This is a genomic window from Verrucomicrobiota bacterium (assembly GCA_034440155.1).
GTDB lineage: Bacteria > Verrucomicrobiota > Verrucomicrobiia > JAWXBN01 > JAWXBN01 > JAWXBN01.
Window position 1 is genome coordinate 1 of sequence record JAWXBN010000041.1, and the last position, 15,169, is coordinate 15,169.

Sequence of the window (15,169 nt, forward strand, 5' to 3'; positions counted from 1 at the left end):
CCTTCAGAACGCATAAATGCTTTGTTCCCCGTTCCCGGGGTTGGAACCCCGGGCTGGTATGCACCGCCCCGTTGGGGCGATCTTTTGCCCCAAAGGGGCCCCCGCATACCAGCCCGGGGTGAAACCCTGGGTATCAAACGTCAATTATCCCCGCGTTCTGAAGGAACGCCGCATATTGTCGGATGACGAACGTGTGCCCAAACGATTCCAATGCGGCGTTCATTCATCACGGATGAATCATACCCGCCCGGGGTTGCACCCCGGGCTTGTATGGATTGCCCCATTGGGGCATAATCTCTAAACGAAGAAAAAAACATGCCTCAATCTCTATCCAATATTCTCATTCATCTGATCTTCAGCACGAAGGATCGCCAGCCATGGCTGGAAAAGGACGTGCGTGAAAAGACTCACGCATTCCTCGCCGGTGCCGCGCGCCAATGCGATTGCGAAGCCTATCGCGTCGGCGGTGTGGCAGATCATATTCACATGGCTGTGCGACTCTCCCGCACCCTATCCGTTGCAGATTTGGTCAAGGAAATCAAAACCGCTTCCAGTAAATGGATAAAAACTCAGGATCCCGCGCTCACCGACTTTTCCTGGCAACAAGGATACGGGGTTTTCTCCGTCGGGATGAGCCAAAAAGAGACCCTGCTCCATTACATCGACAACCAAGAAGAACATCACCGCACCCACACCTTTCAAGAGGAATACCGCGCCTTCCTTTCCAAATACGGAATCGAATACGACGAACGTTATGTCTGGGACTGATTCTCCCCCCCCCGCGTTGTCGAATCGAATGTCGAGTGTGTCCGTAAAATCCCGGCTCGTGGCAAGTGAGGGTCGCTCGCCCTATACAGGAAAGAGTTTGGCCATCCGCCTTTTCATCCTTCCTACCTTTCGTCGTCTTCGTGGCGCAAATTGCTCCTCCTTTGCGTGGAGTTTTTCCTGGGAGCAAATTGCGCGGCTCGGGCAGGAGCGTCCTTCAAGACTCCTTACGGAAAACTCTTTTCCGGTGGAGTACCGCGCATGAGACGAGGATGAATAACCCGGCCACTAAGGAAGTTATCGTGGAGGGTTCAGGCACCGCGGTGATGGCGAGATAGGCGGCGTTCCCGATATGTTGATGGGTGTAGCTGGTGGGATGGGTGCCGTCCCAAAAGACATATTTGCTCGGGTCGGCGACAATCACGTCCGGGCCGGGATTCATGTAGGTAAAGGATTGTTGGGTGGCATTGGTAAAGCCGAAGGCATTTGGGTCGTTGATCACGGAGTTAAATAATGAAAAGATATCAAAACGGACGAGGGAAATACCCGAAAGGCTTCCTTCCAAAGTGGAGAGTTGCACATCCAGCTTTGTATTAAAATTCGTCGCGAAGGTATTGGCCCAATATTCGTTGGTGGTGCCGACGAAAGTTGGTTTGAATCCGAGGGCAGGCATATTTGGCACGATGAAACTGCGCGCGCCATTATTATAAAGGCTGGTGATGGCAGTGGCGAGGTTACTGGTGGAGGTCGCAGTCTGGGCATCGAGGCTGGACATGGTCCAGGTATTGGTATTATCCGTTACCCAGTTGATCGCGTCATTTCCCCCACTCCATACCGAATATAGGGCGCTGGATGTAGTGGGGAGAAAGGGTTGTGATGAGATCGCGACGTAATTCGACACTTGGAGCTGGAGATTGTGCAGCCCGAAAAATGTAATGGTCCCGCCCGCCGTGGTGGATCCGCCCCAAGCAAAGTTCGCCCCGGTGGTATTGGTCCCGTTATTCGCCCCGAGATCGATCGGGGCGGCATTTGTGGCTGAAGCTTGGAGATTACCGTTCAAATACTCGATCCAAGTCGGCCCGCTGGACCAGCGCCCGTTGGCCGGTGTGCCAAATGCATTAAACTGGTTTGTATAATAGGTGAAATCATAACCGGTAAAAGGTCCTAGGTTAAAACCGACTTTATTGATCATATTCCCCCGGTCGGAGAGGCTGTCGCCAAAGGCGATAATACCGGAATAAGCACAAAGACGGTCAGTACTGGCTCCAAAGCAGAGCACAGTCATTAATAAAATAAATTTCATTTTCATAGGGGATAGGGCGGGTAAAAGGGTTAATTCCGGTTAGCTTCATAAAGTGCCCGGCCCCCTTTTGGCAAGACCGAAAATCACCAGCTTTACCTCGGTCGTCAAAAAAGCCTTGGGCCGGAGTGCGCCCCCCCCGCCCAGCCTTCTTGCGAACTGAACCTGATTTTATGATGAACCGAGAAATGGGGATCATGGATTCCCCCCCCCGCGCCGGGGGATTAATTTGTCTTTTACGAAGGGGGGCATTGACTTTAGAGGGAGGAACCCGATAGCTTTGGGGGGATGCGGCTAGGTTCACCCGAATGGCTGATTTTGATTCCCATCCTGATTTTTATCGGGTGGCGTTGGCCGGTGCTTGGATTACGGCTGCCGCGGCGGGCGATTTGTGTGGGGTTACTGGTCCTTTTGCTGGTCCAGCCCGAGATGCGGCGCACGGGCCGCGGCCTCGACCTGTGGGTACTCGTGGATCAGTCCGCCTCTACACAAGAGGTCATGGCCAAAAACCTGGGGGAATGGCAGTCGTTACTCTCGCGGAGCAAGGGCAGCGACGACCACCTCTATTTTGTGGACTACGCCGAGAATCCATTTTTCCGTGATGAATCCGATACGAGCACAGCCTTTGAAAGCGGGCGGGACGGTTCACGCACAGCCCTCGCGTTGCAATTTGCGCTTTCCCGGATGTCTCCCGACCGCGCTTCGCGGGTGCTCGTCCTCAGTGATGGATACTCGACCGAGAGTCTCTCGGGGCTGGAAGGTAAACTCCGCGCGCAAGGTGTCGCGATGGATTACCGCCTAGCCAAAGTCGATCATGACAGCGATATCAAGCTCGACAGCCTGGTCTTACCCGGGCGCGTGCAAATCGCTGAACCCTTCCTGCTCGAGATTAATCTAAGCGGGTCACCCGACGGGCAAGTGCCCCTGGAGATTTACCGTGGCGCGACTCCCATCATCCGCACAAATGTCAAAATCCAGAATGGCCGGGGCCTGGCGCGGTTCACCGACAAAATCGATCAGCCCGGGGGATTTGAGTACACCGCCGTGATCCATCCCGCTGCCGACAGTATCGCGGCGAATAACCGGATATCGAACTGGATCGAGATCACCGCCGGCCCGCGCATTTTGCTCGTGAGCGCCTACCCAGACGACCCGCTGGTGGGTATCTTGCGCGCACAAGGATTCACCGTCCAGCTCGTGGATAAACCAGGCACACTCACGCTGGGGCATCTGTCCGGGGTCAAGCTCGTGGTCTTTAATAATGTGCCGGCATACAGGATCGCCCCTGACTTTCTCAAGGCGATTCCTTTCTACGTGCGTGAGCAAGGGGGTGGATTCCTGATGGCGGGCGGGAAACAAAGTTTCGGTTCCGGCGGATTTTTCCAATCCCCAGTCGATGCGATCTTGCCGGTGTCCATGGAGCTACGGCAGGAACACCGGAAACTCTCAGTGGCCATGGCCATCGTCATGGATCGATCGGGGAGTATGGCTGTCGGCGTCGCCGGGGGGAAACCCGGCACCACAAAAATGGACCTCGCCAATGAAGGCTCGGCCACGGCTGTCGGTTTACTCGGGGACCAGGATGCGATCACGGTTTTTGCCGTGGATTCACTCGCTCATGAATTCGTCCCACTGTGTATCGTCGGGCCGAACCGTGAAAAGATCAATGACGGGATCCGCCGTATCCAGAGCACAGGCGGCGGGATATTTGTGTACGAGGGACTCTCAAAGGCTTGGGCCGAGCTCAAGAAAGCGCAGCAAGGCCAGAAACACGTGATCCTTTTTAGTGACGCGGCGGATACCGAAGAGCCCGGACAATACAAAAAGCTCTTGGCCGAAATGACCAAAGCCGGGGCGACAGTGAGTGTCATCGGTCTCGGCACCGAAAAGGATAGCGACGCAGAGCTCCTCAAAGACATTGCAAAGCTCGGTAACGGGCGGATTTTCTTTAATGCAAATGCCTCTGAGCTACCCGCGTTATTTGCCCAGGAAACCGTCGCCGTGGCACGTTCGACTTTTATTGATGAGCCCACCAGCACTGGTCCCACCGCCGGATGGCTCGAAATCTCCGCGCGTCCGATCGACTGGATGCATGATGTCGATGGATATAACCTCAGTTATCTCAGGGCCGATGCGACCAGTGCCTTGAATACAAAGGATGAATACACCGCCCCGCTGGTCGCCTTTTGGCAACGTGGCCTGGGCCGATCCGCCGCTGTGTCATTTCCTCTCGGCGGAGATTTCAGCACCCGCGTGCGGGCATGGCCGGCCTACGGCGATTTTATCCAGACCCTCGGACGATGGCTGATGGGTAAACCCGTCCCTTCCGGCCTGTCGGTGCGCAGTACCCTGGAGGGGGAAGACCTCGTCATCGAGCTGCTCTACGACTCCACCCGTGAGCTGGACCTCTCGCTGCACCCGCCGCGACTCGCCCTGACGGGATTTAAGGATCAGGAAGTCCTCCGGCCCACATGGGAACGTGTCGCGCCGGGGCGTTTCTCCACGCGGATGAAGCTCATGCCAAATCATCCCATCCGCGGCGCGGTCCAAGCCGGTGAATACATCCTGCCCTTCGGCCCGGTCATCCTCGGGCGTAATGAAGAATGGGCCTTTGATGAATACCGCTTAGAGGAACTCGCCACCCTGGCCACCGCCACTGCTGGACAAGAACGCACTGACCTCGCCTCGATCTGGAAAGCCCCCCGCCGTGCGGAATTCCGCGACTTTAAACAATTCCTCCTCATCACCTTCCTCCTGGCCTTCCTCCTCGACGCTTTCCTCACCCGCACCGGTTACTCCCTGCGCAATTTGCTCGCCCGCAAAAGTCTCACGGCACAAGTCCGCTAAGAGAGCGGAAAGTTTTTGCGTGTAGGGCGAGCGGCCCTGCTTGCCACCTCGAACCATTTACTTTTTGGGCAGGAGCAAATTGCCGCACGCTTCGTTCTTTTAAAACAAATCCGAATGAGTCCCTGTTCGTTCTAGCCGAAGTTCATCATCGAAAATCTTGTATATCAGAATCCAATCGGGTTCGATATGGCAATCTCTGTGACCTGCCCAGTTCCCGCTGAGTTGATGATGACGATTCCGAGGAGGCAGTGGGTCTCCTGCAAGAAAGAGGTCAATAACAGCTTTCAGTTTTGTAAGGTCTTTGCCTCGTTTCAATACCCGCTTGATGTCCTTCTTGAATTGATTTGTCTGGCTAAGCCTCATTTGTCCCAAGAAGCGTAGAGGTCATTGGCGGTTTCGAATGTCTCAATATCCTGATTCTTATCGCTTTTTGCGAGCACTGTAGCAGTCAGCTTGTTGGGAACGTGTAACTCTAATGGAAATGATTTCCTGATGGCTATCTGTCGGTAGAAGAGTCGAATCGCCTCGGTCGGCGTCATCCCCAAGGAGTCGAGCACCTTTTCAGTGGCGGCCTTTGTTGCTGGGTCTATTCTGGCATGAACTACTGCTGATTGTGGCATAGAGTAAATGTATCACAAATGCAACACACATCAAGAAAATCTTATTTTTTGGGAATGATTTAGCTCACCGACACGGTGGGGAGAGAAGCTCTAATTCAAAGGAGGACGTTTTCCTCACCCGCACCGGTTACTCCCTGCGCAATTTGCTCGCCCGCAAAAGTCTCACGGCACAAGTCCGCTAAGAGAGCGGAAAGTTTTTGTGTGTAGGGCGAGCGGCCCTGCTTGCCACGGTCTGGAGCAATTTGCTCATGGTTGATGAAAAAAATAAAGTCAGGGCGCAGTTTTCACCACGAAGACCACGAAAGACACGAAGGATAAAAAAACGGGACGGGCAAACTCATTTCGTGTAGGGCCAGCGGCCCTGCTTGCCTTCTCCCTGCAAAATTACAACGGCACCTTTAATCCTGTTGCCGTCGCCAGTTTTTTTTGGTTCGTGTCGAGGGTCAGAAAAGAGGGCAGGCCCAAATGCATGGATGTGGATAGATGGAGAATGTCCATAGGCCGGTGACCACCCTTGATGGTGTATTGCGCCGAAAGACACCTTCCGCACGGCTATGCACATCCGACCATTCCACTTTTGAAATCATGAAGGCTTTGTCAGCGAGGTTAGAATCCAGCGCGGCAAAAAGTTTATCGGCCTGCGTTTTGGAATATCCCTGTGTGCGATCCTGATGGTGGCGAAAGACTTGAAAACGGGCCGCCTGACGAAACTCCCACAAAACCAGTGTGGACAGGACGACCTCCCCCTGAAATGAATTCATAAAATCCCAAGCTTGCTGAGAGTTAACCTGCACTCTTCACAACCCACATAAAAACGAAGTGTCCGCAAAACAGTTTTTTCATCAGAAACCATTATCGTATTCTGCCTGCCGCATTTGAGCCATTTCCTGCGCTGAGAATTTCCGTTTCCCCCATATCTTTATCGCTTGTGCCCGAAAGTCGATTTTCTTCCGGGGAGTTTTGCTGATTTTTTGTCGGACGGGCACTAACTGTGCATAGGGTTTTCCTCGCTTGATGATCTCCACACTTTCTCCATTCTCAATCCATGCAGAAACCCGGCGAAATTGGGTTCTCAAATCAGCGGTCGTAACAGTATTTATGATATATAAATCTATCAAAAATGAGGTATCCGTCGAAAAGAATTTCCGCACGCCCGAACCATTTGCTTTTTCGACACGAGCGATTTGGTACAGACATTTTCCCTATTATAGTAAAATCATTCTGGTCGGTGCTGGCGGCGGAAGGCGGCGGGGGAGTGGCCGGTGACTTGCTTAAAAATGCGGCTGAGGTAGGCGCGATGAGGGAAACCGATGGATTCGGCAATGTCGTCGATCGTGGGTGTGTCCTGGAGAAGGAGGCGGGCGGCCTCGCGCACGCGGATCTCGGTGACATGGCGGGCGGGTGAGGTACCGAGGTGTTTACGGAAGGCACGGTTGAAACCGGCGATGCTCATACCGGCGATGCGGGCGAGTGCACCAGCAGGCAGTTTTTCGGCGAGGTGAGATTCGATATAAGTGCGGACGCGGCGGAGGTTGTCGGGCAGGGGTGGGCGCCAGACGAGTTCGGGCCGGGCGAGGGTGACTTGGAGGAGGGCGAGGCTATTACGATAGAGGGCATCGGTGGGGTGTGCGTCGGGGGTGTCTCGGACGAGGCCGCTAATGTCGCGGATCAGACATAACTCAGTGTCACGGGTCTCGAGCACGAGCGGGGGCTTGCAGTCCGGATGGGGGACACCGGAGAAACTAAAGGACATCCAGAAGGAGGGGACCGGGTTAGCCCCGAGGCAGTGAAAGAGGCTGTGCGGCGGGATGAGGACGATGCGGCCAGGGAGGAGTTCGGTCATTTGTTCATTAAAGAGCACGAGATGGCCACGTTTGGCATTACTGTAGAGCCGCCAGAAGGGGCTGAAGACACCGGGGAAATTCCAGTGAGTATTCATCTCGAGATAGCCGGTCTCGTGGAGAGTGATGCCGGTGCGGCCGGGCTTGAGGCCGAGTGGGTCAAATTCCACACCGACACCGGAGAAGGGTTGGTCATAGGCACCGAGATTAATACGGGGCATGATCGGATCAGACACAAAACTGAGGATGGGGGATATAGACGGGAAAGGCAAGTGTGGAGTATAAAGGAGAGCATGAGCATGTTCGATACTATCGGAGTGTCAGCCGGAGTCGCTGACCGTAAAGAGAACACTCTCCTCAAGCTGGAGCGTATGAATAAGGCATTACGCCACGAGGAACCCGACCGGGTACCCATCAGTGATTTCTTCTGGGGTGGATTCACCCGGCGTTGGCGCAAAGAGCTCGGGCTCGCGGATGATGCGAATCCCTATTATTATTATGATCTGGACTGGATCGTCACGGTGCCAAATATGGATCCGTGGATCCGGCCCTTTGAAACCATCTCCGAAACGGCCGAGGAGGTCACGGTAAAAACGGGGTTCGGGGCGATCATGCATAAACATCTGGAGCATCCCATGCCCGAGATGCGTGCTTGGGAAACGGACACTTTTGAAAAGCTGCAGGTGGTGAGATTTGACGCTCCGGACGATCCCCGGCGGTTCTTCAGCGCGGGGGATAACCAGATCGCGGGGGTCGGTGACGGTTTCCAGAGGAATACCCCGGCTTGGATTGAAACGGTGAAATCACTGCGGCCAGACTTCCCGGTCTATGGCAGTATCGTCGAGGCCAGCGAATACCTCACACGCCTGATCGGTCAGGCCAACGCATTGATGTGGATGGGCGAGCACGCGGAAGAAATGGGTGAGGTCATTCATCGTATTGGCGCTTATTGCCTCGCGATGGCGAAAGCGGAGATTGCAGCGGGTGCAGGTTTGCTGGACGGATTTGTCATCTGGGGAGATGTGGCGTATAAGAAATGCCTGCTCTTTTCCCCGGTGTACTGGCGGAAATATTTTAAGCCTTGGGTCGCCCAGATCGCGGCTGCTGCCCATGAGGCCGGGCTGCCGGTGATCTACCACGGTTGCGGAAATGTGCACGCGATTTTTAAAGACTACATTGATATCAAGATCGACGCCTATAACCCACTGGAGGTAAAGGCGGGTATGGATGCCGTGGCCCTGCGCCGCCAGTACGGGCACACGATTGGATTCTGCGGGAATAGCGACATGCAGGTCTGGGAGAGCGGTGACCACGAGGCCATCCGGCGCGAGGTATTACGGAAACTCAACGCAGCTAAGGGCGGGGGCATGATCTTCCAGAGTGACCACTCCGTGAGCAGCGGTGTGTCGGGGCAGACCTACGATTACATTGTGAAACTCGTCAGGGAGTACGGGAGTTACCCCTTAAATCTCGGCGAGTGTGATGAGAAAATCTGAGATTGACGGTGCCATCCTTTTTGGTGGATGCCGGGGGGAGAGAGAGCAATTAGTTCATCACCCTCACGAAAGATACGCTTATGAAACGTTATGGTTCCGTTGTCGTCCTGCGCCCGGAGAAGGCCGAGGAATATAAAAAGCTGCACGCAGCCGTCTGGCCCGAGGTGCTAGCGGTCATCCGCGAGGTCAATATCCGAAACTATTCCATTTATTTGCGTACCTTTGGTGACGGCCAGCTTTATCTTTTCAGTTACTTCGAATACATCGGTAATGATTTCGAGACGGACATGGCCAAAATGGCTGCGGCCCCGATCACGCAAGAGTGGTGGGCGATAAATAAACCCTGCCATATTCCCCTAGACGACCGGGCACCCGGTGAATGGTGGGCGGGGACGGAAGAGGTCTTTCACTGCGATTGATCCGGGTTACTCGGCAAGGCGGCACCATTTGTTATTCTGGTCCGAGCGAAAAACTTTCTTTTTTTTTTAATAAGTCCGGCGCAAATTGCTGGGGAGGATATTGAGTTCCTGGCGGTATTTGGCGACCGTACGGCGGGCGATGGGAATACCCTTTTTATTCAAGAGATCAACGATGTCCATATCGGAAAAGGGGCTTTTGGGGTCTTCGGTTTTAATGAGTTCGGCGAGGGCATCCTTGACGGAGGCATTACTGACGACCTCCCCGGACTCGGAGGTGTAACCAGTCGTGAAAAAGTATTTCATTTCGAAAATACCGTAGGGTGTCTGGATGTATTTATTTGCGATGGCCCGGCTCACGGTGGTTTCATGGACCCCGACATCTTTGGCGACTTGCGCCATGGTCAGGGGTTTGAGGTGGGAGGATCCTTTGTTGAAGAATTCACGCTGGTGCTTTAGGAGTTCCCGAGCGATATTCATGATGGTTTGTTGGCGTTGGTGGATACTTTTGATCAGGAATTTCCCGGCCCGGATTTTGTCCCGGATATATTGGCGCACCTCTCTGCGGCCTTCTGACCCCATCATATCCTTGTAAGTATCCGAGATCCGGATATTTGGGATTTGGGTGTCATTAATCATGATCAGGAAATCCCCCTCCACCCGTCGGATCTCGACATCCGGGATGACATATTGGTTTGCGTCTGCGGAGAACATCGACCCGGGTTTCGGTGAAAGGGTGGCGATAAAGTCAGCGGCTTTTTGGACCTCGGTGACCGGCACTTTTAAGAGGCGTGCGATGTCCGGGTACTTTTTATGACTCAGTTCATTGATGTATTTCGTGACGATGGCGGATTCGAGGGATTCGGCCTTGCCGAGGCGCTCGAGCTGGATCGCGAGGCATTCACTGAGATTGCGCGCCCCGACTCCGACAGGATGGAAAGTCTGGATGATGTAGAGGACCCTTTCTAAGTCATTCTCTAAATGGCCTCCGGAGTAACTAATCTCCTGTAGCGGCGTCGCCAGATATCCCCGGTCATCGATACTGCCGATCAGGAGCTCGGCCATTTCCTTATCTTTTTTGTTTAACTCGGAAAGGGGAATCTGGTTAAGCAGATGAGCTTGCAGCGATTCGCGCTCCGTGACGGAATCAAAGAAAAACTGGCGGCGTTCCTCATCGGCCTTGTCATAACGCAAATTATTCTGGTAACCCGGATCGTAGTCATCATCACCGAAAGGATCGGAATCTTCATCACTCGAGGATAACCCGTCCTCGTCCCGGGCGTCCTCATCCTTGGGTTTTTCGAGGACCTCCTCTAGGACCGGGTTTGCTTGGAGCTCTTGGTGGACCATGGACTGGAGTTCGAGCGTGGACGCCTGAAGCATCTGGAGCGATTGTTGCATTTGCGGCGCAATCGATGTCCCGAGTTTTTGACTAATATTGAATTCCATTCCGGCCATTAAGTACTCATAGTTACCCCAAAAATGGCCTGCGTCAACTAAATCGATTCATTTTAGGCACGGAAAATGCTTCATCATTTTTTGTTTACAAGCTAAACCACTCATTTTACTGCCAGCGACAGGGCACGAGGCGCGGCCTTGTTTCTAATCTAAATGCGTGAAATCGGTTTATCCACTGCCAGGGATACAAAGCGCACAGTGCGACTCTTTCCGCGATCACCTGCCAAATTTAAAGAAAACCCTGTAGCTCCCTCAAAAAAAAATCTCGTGAAAGAGGTAACGGGTGTGGTAGGTTTCACCTTTCCCTTATGGCCAAAATATATATCAAGACATACGGTTGCCAGATGAATGAGCGTGACTCGGAGCAAGTGGCTTCGCAGCTCGTGGCTCGGGGGCATACCCTGACACCGGATCGTAATGAAGCGGATGTCATACTTTTGAATACTTGTAGCGTCCGGGATATGGCTGAGCAGAAGGCGATCAATAAGATGACCGGGTTCGCCTTTGATAATTTGCGCGGGCGCCGTAAGCGTGTCCTAGGCTTCCTCGGTTGTATGGCCCAATCACGGGGGGAAGAGCTGCTCAAACAAATGCCCGGAGTGAATATGGTCGTGGGCACACAGAAATTCCACCGGGTGGCGGAGTACGTGGACAAATTGCTGGAGGCTGGTGAATTAGATCACATTTGTGATACGGAAGCCGAGCTCGACAGTCAGAATACAATCCGCGAACAAATCCTGGATGAACGTCAAGTCACCACCTTTGTCTCGATCATGCAGGGATGTAATATGCACTGCACCTTTTGTATCGTGCCATTCACACGCGGGGATGAACGCAGCCGCCCGACCGGACAAATCGTCGAGGAAGTCCGCGCTTATGCCGCAAAGGGAATCAAGGAAGTCACTTTGCTCGGGCAAATCGTCAATCTCTATGGGCGCCATGAATTTGAAACAAAAAACGGGATATCCCCCTTTGTCCAATTATTAGAGGCCGTCCACGAAATCGACGGGATCGAGAGGATCCGGTTCACTTCGCCCCATCCGATCGGGTTCAAACAAGATCTCGTCGATGCTTATGGACGGCTGCCGAAACTTTGTGAACACGCCCACTTGCCGCTGCAATCAGGGTCGAACCGTCTTTTGAAAGCCATGCACCGCATCTACACGACGGAGAAATATCTCGAGCTCGTGGGCAAATTGCGCGCCGTGCGTCCCGATATCGGGCTGACGACGGATATCATCGTCGGGTTCCCAGGGGAAACGGATGAAGACTTTGAGCAGACGCGATGGATGCTTAAAGAGGGAGATTTTGATAATTCATACATCTTCCGTTATTCCAAACGCAAAGACACCCCCGCCGCCGCGATGCCCGATGAACTCCAAGTGCCCGAATCCGTCAAGGAAGAGCGGAATCAAATCCTGCTCGAGGACCAGCGCGAGATCGCCCGGCGGAAAACCGCGCAATTTGTGGGGAAGAATGTCGAGATATTGATCGAAGGCCCGAGTAAAAATAATGAATTGCGGTATTGCGGACGCACGCGGCAGAACCACCTCGTCGTCGTCGATGGGGCTAGCTCCCGCCATGTCGGGCAAATTACCCCCGTGCGTGTGAAGGAAACTACCGGGTTCACCATCTACGCGGATATTGATATCCACAGGGATGATGAATGAAAATCCCGAGGATCGTGCTCACGGGCGGGCCGTGCGGGGGCAAAACAACGGCACAACACGATCTCATCGAGGAACTGGCGCGGGTCGGATACCGGACCATTTGTGTGCCCGAGGTGGCGACCCTGTTTTTCGGGAGCGGATTCACGATCCACGATTTTTTATCCGATAAAGTTTATCATTTGCAAAAAGGTATCCTCCAGGAACAAATCGCTCTGGAGGATTCACTGGTACGTGTCGCCGGGGTTTTATCCGGTAAAGTCCTCCTCCTCTGTGACCGCGGGGCCTTGGACGGGAAAGCCTACACCGCCGCCGCTGATTGGGAACGGATTTTGGTAGAGCTCGGCACTGATGAGGGCAAATTGCTAGCACGTCATGACCGGGTTGTCCACCTTACGCCCCACGCCGACGGCGCGGAGGACCATTCCTCCTACCAGACGAATGAATGCCGGTTCGAGTCAGTCAAGGAGGCTCTGGAGACCGACCGCAAATTGCGCGCAGCCTGGGAAAATCACCCACAGCACATGATCATCCCCAATGAAGGCGGCATGGCCCGCAAACTCGAATGTATTATACGCAAGCTGGATGTGTGCGTGAGACTCTAGTCCCGATGGCAAGCAGGGCCGCTCGCCCTACACACTCGCGCGGTCAGGCTTTTCCTTCATCCCTTTCTTCGCGCAATTTGCACCGTGAAGAATGGTGGGGATCAGGATGGGCAAACTTAATTTTCCCCTGTAGGACGACCGGCCCGTTTGCCGAAAGCCGGATGTGTGCGTGAAACTCTGGCCCATGGCAAGCAGGGCCGCTCGCCCTACACACTCGCGCGGTCAGGCTTTTCCATCATCCCTTTCTTCGCGCAATTTTCACCACGAAGAATGGTGGGTGTGACGCAGCAGGCCAAACTTAATTTTCCCCTGTAGGGCGACCGGCCCGGTTGCCGAAAGCCGGATGTATGCGTGAGACTCTAGTCCCGATGGCAAGCAGGGCCGCTCGCCCTACACACTCGCACGGTCAGGCTTTTCCATCATCCCTTTCTTCGCGCAATTTGCACCACGAAGAATGGTGGGTGTGAGGATGGGCAAACTTAATTTTCCCCTGTAGGACGACCGGCCCGGTTGCCGAATGCCGGATGTGTGCGTGAGACTCTAGTCCCGATGGCAAGCAGGGCCGCTCGCCCTACACACTCGCTCGGTCAGACTTTTCCTCCCTATCTTTTATTCGACAACCGAAGGATTTAGGATCGGGCCGTTTCCGGGGGATATCTCACCCGCTGTCAATGCTGCGGGCAGTGTCACCGTGATGCAGGCGCCTTCTCCGGCCTTGCTCTCCACGATGATGCGGCCCTTCATGGATTCCACCAGTTGCTTGACGATAGATAAACCAAGCCCCGTGGAGTGCTCACCAGCCGTTGGTCTGGCGCTCAGACGGCCATAGCGGCGGAACATTTTCTCTCGGTCTTCGGCGGTGAATCCGGGGCCTTCATCGCTGACGGAAAAGTGTATCCATTCTAGCGGGCCTACACCGGCGGTGAGCGTCACGCAACTGCCGGCGGATGAAAACTTGATGGCGTTGGACAACAAGTTGTCGAGTACGCGTGGGAGTCCCTCCCGATCCGCGTGTGCATAAAGAGGGTGCTCAGGAAGCTCGACGAAAAGAGTGATTCGCTTAGCCTCGGCGACGAGTGTGTGCCGCTCCTCCGCTTCTTCGAGAATAATGCAAATGTCGAGCGGCTCGGCTAGCACCTTGATTCGCTCAGCAGATTGATTGGTAAGGAACTCCTGTACAAACGCGGTCACGGCTTCTGTAGAGCGCACGATGTTCACGACGAGTGGAGCGCAGAGTGCCGGGATCGTGTCGAGCTGCCGCTCCAGAGCGACAGCGGACACGTAAAGGCCCGTGAGATCATTCCCAAGATCGTGCGTGAGCAGACCGAGTAATTCGTCCTTGTCCTCGGCGAGGTCACGTAGCTCTTCGCGCGTTCGCTTTAAGGCGAGATGGGTGCGCACGCGGGAGAGCAGTTCGGCTTTGTTAAATGGCTTGGTGACGTAGTCCACGCCGCCGCATTCGAGGGCTTCGACGATGAGATTTTTATCGTCCGCAGCAGAGAGGAAAATGGTCGGAATGTCCGCCCAGCAAGCCTTGGCCTTGAGCTTGCTGCACACTTCAATGCCATTCATCCTCGGCATGAGCATGTCGAGGAGGATGAGGTCGGGCGTATTTGCGGCGAGTAGTGCAAACGCGTCTTCACCGCTGCTCGCGCAGATGACTTCATATCCGGCCATCGTGAGCACGGCGCCGATGAGCTCTAGGTTCCGCGCTTGATCATCGATGATCAGAACGGTCTCAGGTGCTGTGATGCTGGAGGGATCCGCGGCGTCCCGTGGTTGGGCCGGGGGCCTTGTTCCTCGTGCTTCTACTTCTGCGCATCCTCCCATTGGGGTGGTTTGTGGATCCTTGAACTGTGTCAAATCATCAGCCGTGGGCGTGCCTGGTTGCGGCTCGGCAAATTTGGACTGCAACGCCTTCACCGTGACCTCCAACTGAGTGAACTCAGCGCGCATCCCCTTCAGCGTCTCAGCCACCTCGGGGTCGGTTCCCAGATCTTCGAGTAACACGGTTTGGAGGTCGAGGTTGTTGATCGAGTTCCTCACATCGTGCGCATGCTGGCGGATGATTTTTTGGATGTTTGTGTGGTCGTCAGTCATGGGGATGGGGGAGTGGGGTGCGTTATTGAAGGGTTAGTTCGAGCGTTGTCGAGC

At 54.4% G+C, this 15,169-nt stretch carries 14 protein-coding genes; 6 read left to right on the forward strand and 8 right to left on the reverse strand.

Annotated features, from left to right (window positions below):
• Positions 1 to 140 precede the first annotated feature (140 nt).
• A complete protein-coding gene (locus SGI98_04295) occupies positions 141 to 284 on the reverse strand; it encodes a hypothetical protein (GenBank protein ID MDZ4742623.1) in 144 nt (47 codons plus the stop codon).
• Positions 285 to 315: 31 nt separating this feature from the next.
• On the opposite strand from SGI98_04295, the gene tnpA reads away from it, so the two are divergent.
• Positions 316 to 768, forward strand: a complete 453-nt coding sequence (gene tnpA, locus SGI98_04300; GenBank protein ID MDZ4742624.1) for an IS200/IS605 family transposase — start codon at positions 316 to 318, stop codon at positions 766 to 768.
• Positions 769 to 982: 214 nt separating this feature from the next.
• Here tnpA and SGI98_04305 read toward each other — a convergent pair whose 3' ends face one another.
• Positions 983 to 2,074, reverse strand: a complete 1,092-nt coding sequence (locus SGI98_04305; GenBank protein ID MDZ4742625.1) for an SGNH/GDSL hydrolase family protein — start codon at positions 2,072 to 2,074, stop codon at positions 983 to 985.
• A 279-nt stretch (positions 2,075 to 2,353) separates the two neighbouring features.
• Here SGI98_04305 and SGI98_04310 point away from each other — a divergent pair, with 279 nt between their 5' ends.
• Positions 2,354 to 4,912 carry a VWA domain-containing protein gene (locus SGI98_04310; protein MDZ4742626.1) on the forward strand — a complete coding sequence of 853 codons (2,559 nt, stop codon included), beginning with the start codon at positions 2,354 to 2,356 and terminating at the stop codon, positions 4,910 to 4,912.
• A gap of 99 nt (positions 4,913 to 5,011) precedes the next feature.
• Here SGI98_04310 and SGI98_04315 read toward each other — a convergent pair whose 3' ends face one another.
• The 4 genes from SGI98_04315 to SGI98_04330 form a co-directional block, all read right to left on the reverse strand.
• Positions 5,012 to 5,275: a type II toxin-antitoxin system YafQ family toxin gene (locus tag SGI98_04315; protein ID MDZ4742627.1), complete on the reverse strand. Its 264-nt coding sequence runs from the start codon at positions 5,273 to 5,275 to the stop codon at positions 5,012 to 5,014.
• Positions 5,272 to 5,532: a type II toxin-antitoxin system RelB/DinJ family antitoxin gene (locus SGI98_04320; protein ID MDZ4742628.1), complete on the reverse strand. Its 261-nt coding sequence runs from the start codon at positions 5,530 to 5,532 to the stop codon at positions 5,272 to 5,274. Before SGI98_04320 ends, SGI98_04315 begins: the two co-directional genes overlap by 4 nt.
• A 443-nt stretch (positions 5,533 to 5,975) precedes the next feature.
• Positions 5,976 to 6,293, reverse strand: coding sequence for a hypothetical protein (locus SGI98_04325; GenBank protein MDZ4742629.1), 318 nt, complete (start codon positions 6,291 to 6,293; stop codon positions 5,976 to 5,978).
• A gap of 455 nt (positions 6,294 to 6,748) precedes the next feature.
• The gene (locus SGI98_04330; GenBank protein ID MDZ4742630.1) at positions 6,749 to 7,609 is read right to left on the reverse strand and encodes an AraC family transcriptional regulator; all 861 of its coding nucleotides are present in this window, start codon (positions 7,607 to 7,609) and stop codon (positions 6,749 to 6,751) included.
• Between the two features lie 57 nt (positions 7,610 to 7,666).
• On the opposite strand from SGI98_04330, the gene SGI98_04335 reads away from it, so the two are divergent.
• The gene (locus SGI98_04335) at positions 7,667 to 8,869 is read left to right on the forward strand and encodes a uroporphyrinogen decarboxylase family protein (protein MDZ4742631.1); all 1,203 of its coding nucleotides are present in this window, start codon (positions 7,667 to 7,669) and stop codon (positions 8,867 to 8,869) included.
• 80 nt (positions 8,870 to 8,949) lie between these two features.
• Complete coding sequence (locus SGI98_04340; protein MDZ4742632.1) at positions 8,950 to 9,288, forward strand: L-rhamnose mutarotase; 339 nt, start codon at positions 8,950 to 8,952, stop codon at positions 9,286 to 9,288.
• A 66-nt stretch (positions 9,289 to 9,354) separates the two neighbouring features.
• Here the strand turns inward: SGI98_04340 and rpoN are convergent, their stop codons facing one another.
• Positions 9,355 to 10,743 (reverse strand): RNA polymerase factor sigma-54, encoded by a 1,389-nt coding sequence (rpoN, locus tag SGI98_04345; protein ID MDZ4742633.1) that lies wholly within the window; start codon positions 10,741 to 10,743, stop codon positions 9,355 to 9,357.
• 308 nt (positions 10,744 to 11,051) lie between these two features.
• Here rpoN and miaB point away from each other — a divergent pair, with 308 nt between their 5' ends.
• Positions 11,052 to 12,413: a tRNA (N6-isopentenyl adenosine(37)-C2)-methylthiotransferase MiaB gene (gene miaB / locus SGI98_04350; GenBank protein ID MDZ4742634.1), complete on the forward strand. Its 1,362-nt coding sequence runs from the start codon at positions 11,052 to 11,054 to the stop codon at positions 12,411 to 12,413.
• A complete protein-coding gene (locus SGI98_04355) occupies positions 12,410 to 13,015 on the forward strand; it encodes an ATP-binding protein (protein MDZ4742635.1) in 606 nt (201 codons plus the stop codon). Before miaB ends, SGI98_04355 begins: the two co-directional genes overlap by 4 nt.
• 609 nt (positions 13,016 to 13,624) lie before the next feature.
• Here the strand turns inward: SGI98_04355 and SGI98_04360 are convergent.
• Positions 13,625 to 15,115: a hybrid sensor histidine kinase/response regulator gene (locus SGI98_04360; GenBank protein ID MDZ4742636.1), complete on the reverse strand. Its 1,491-nt coding sequence runs from the start codon at positions 15,113 to 15,115 to the stop codon at positions 13,625 to 13,627.
• Positions 15,116 to 15,169: the final 54 nt, after the last annotated feature.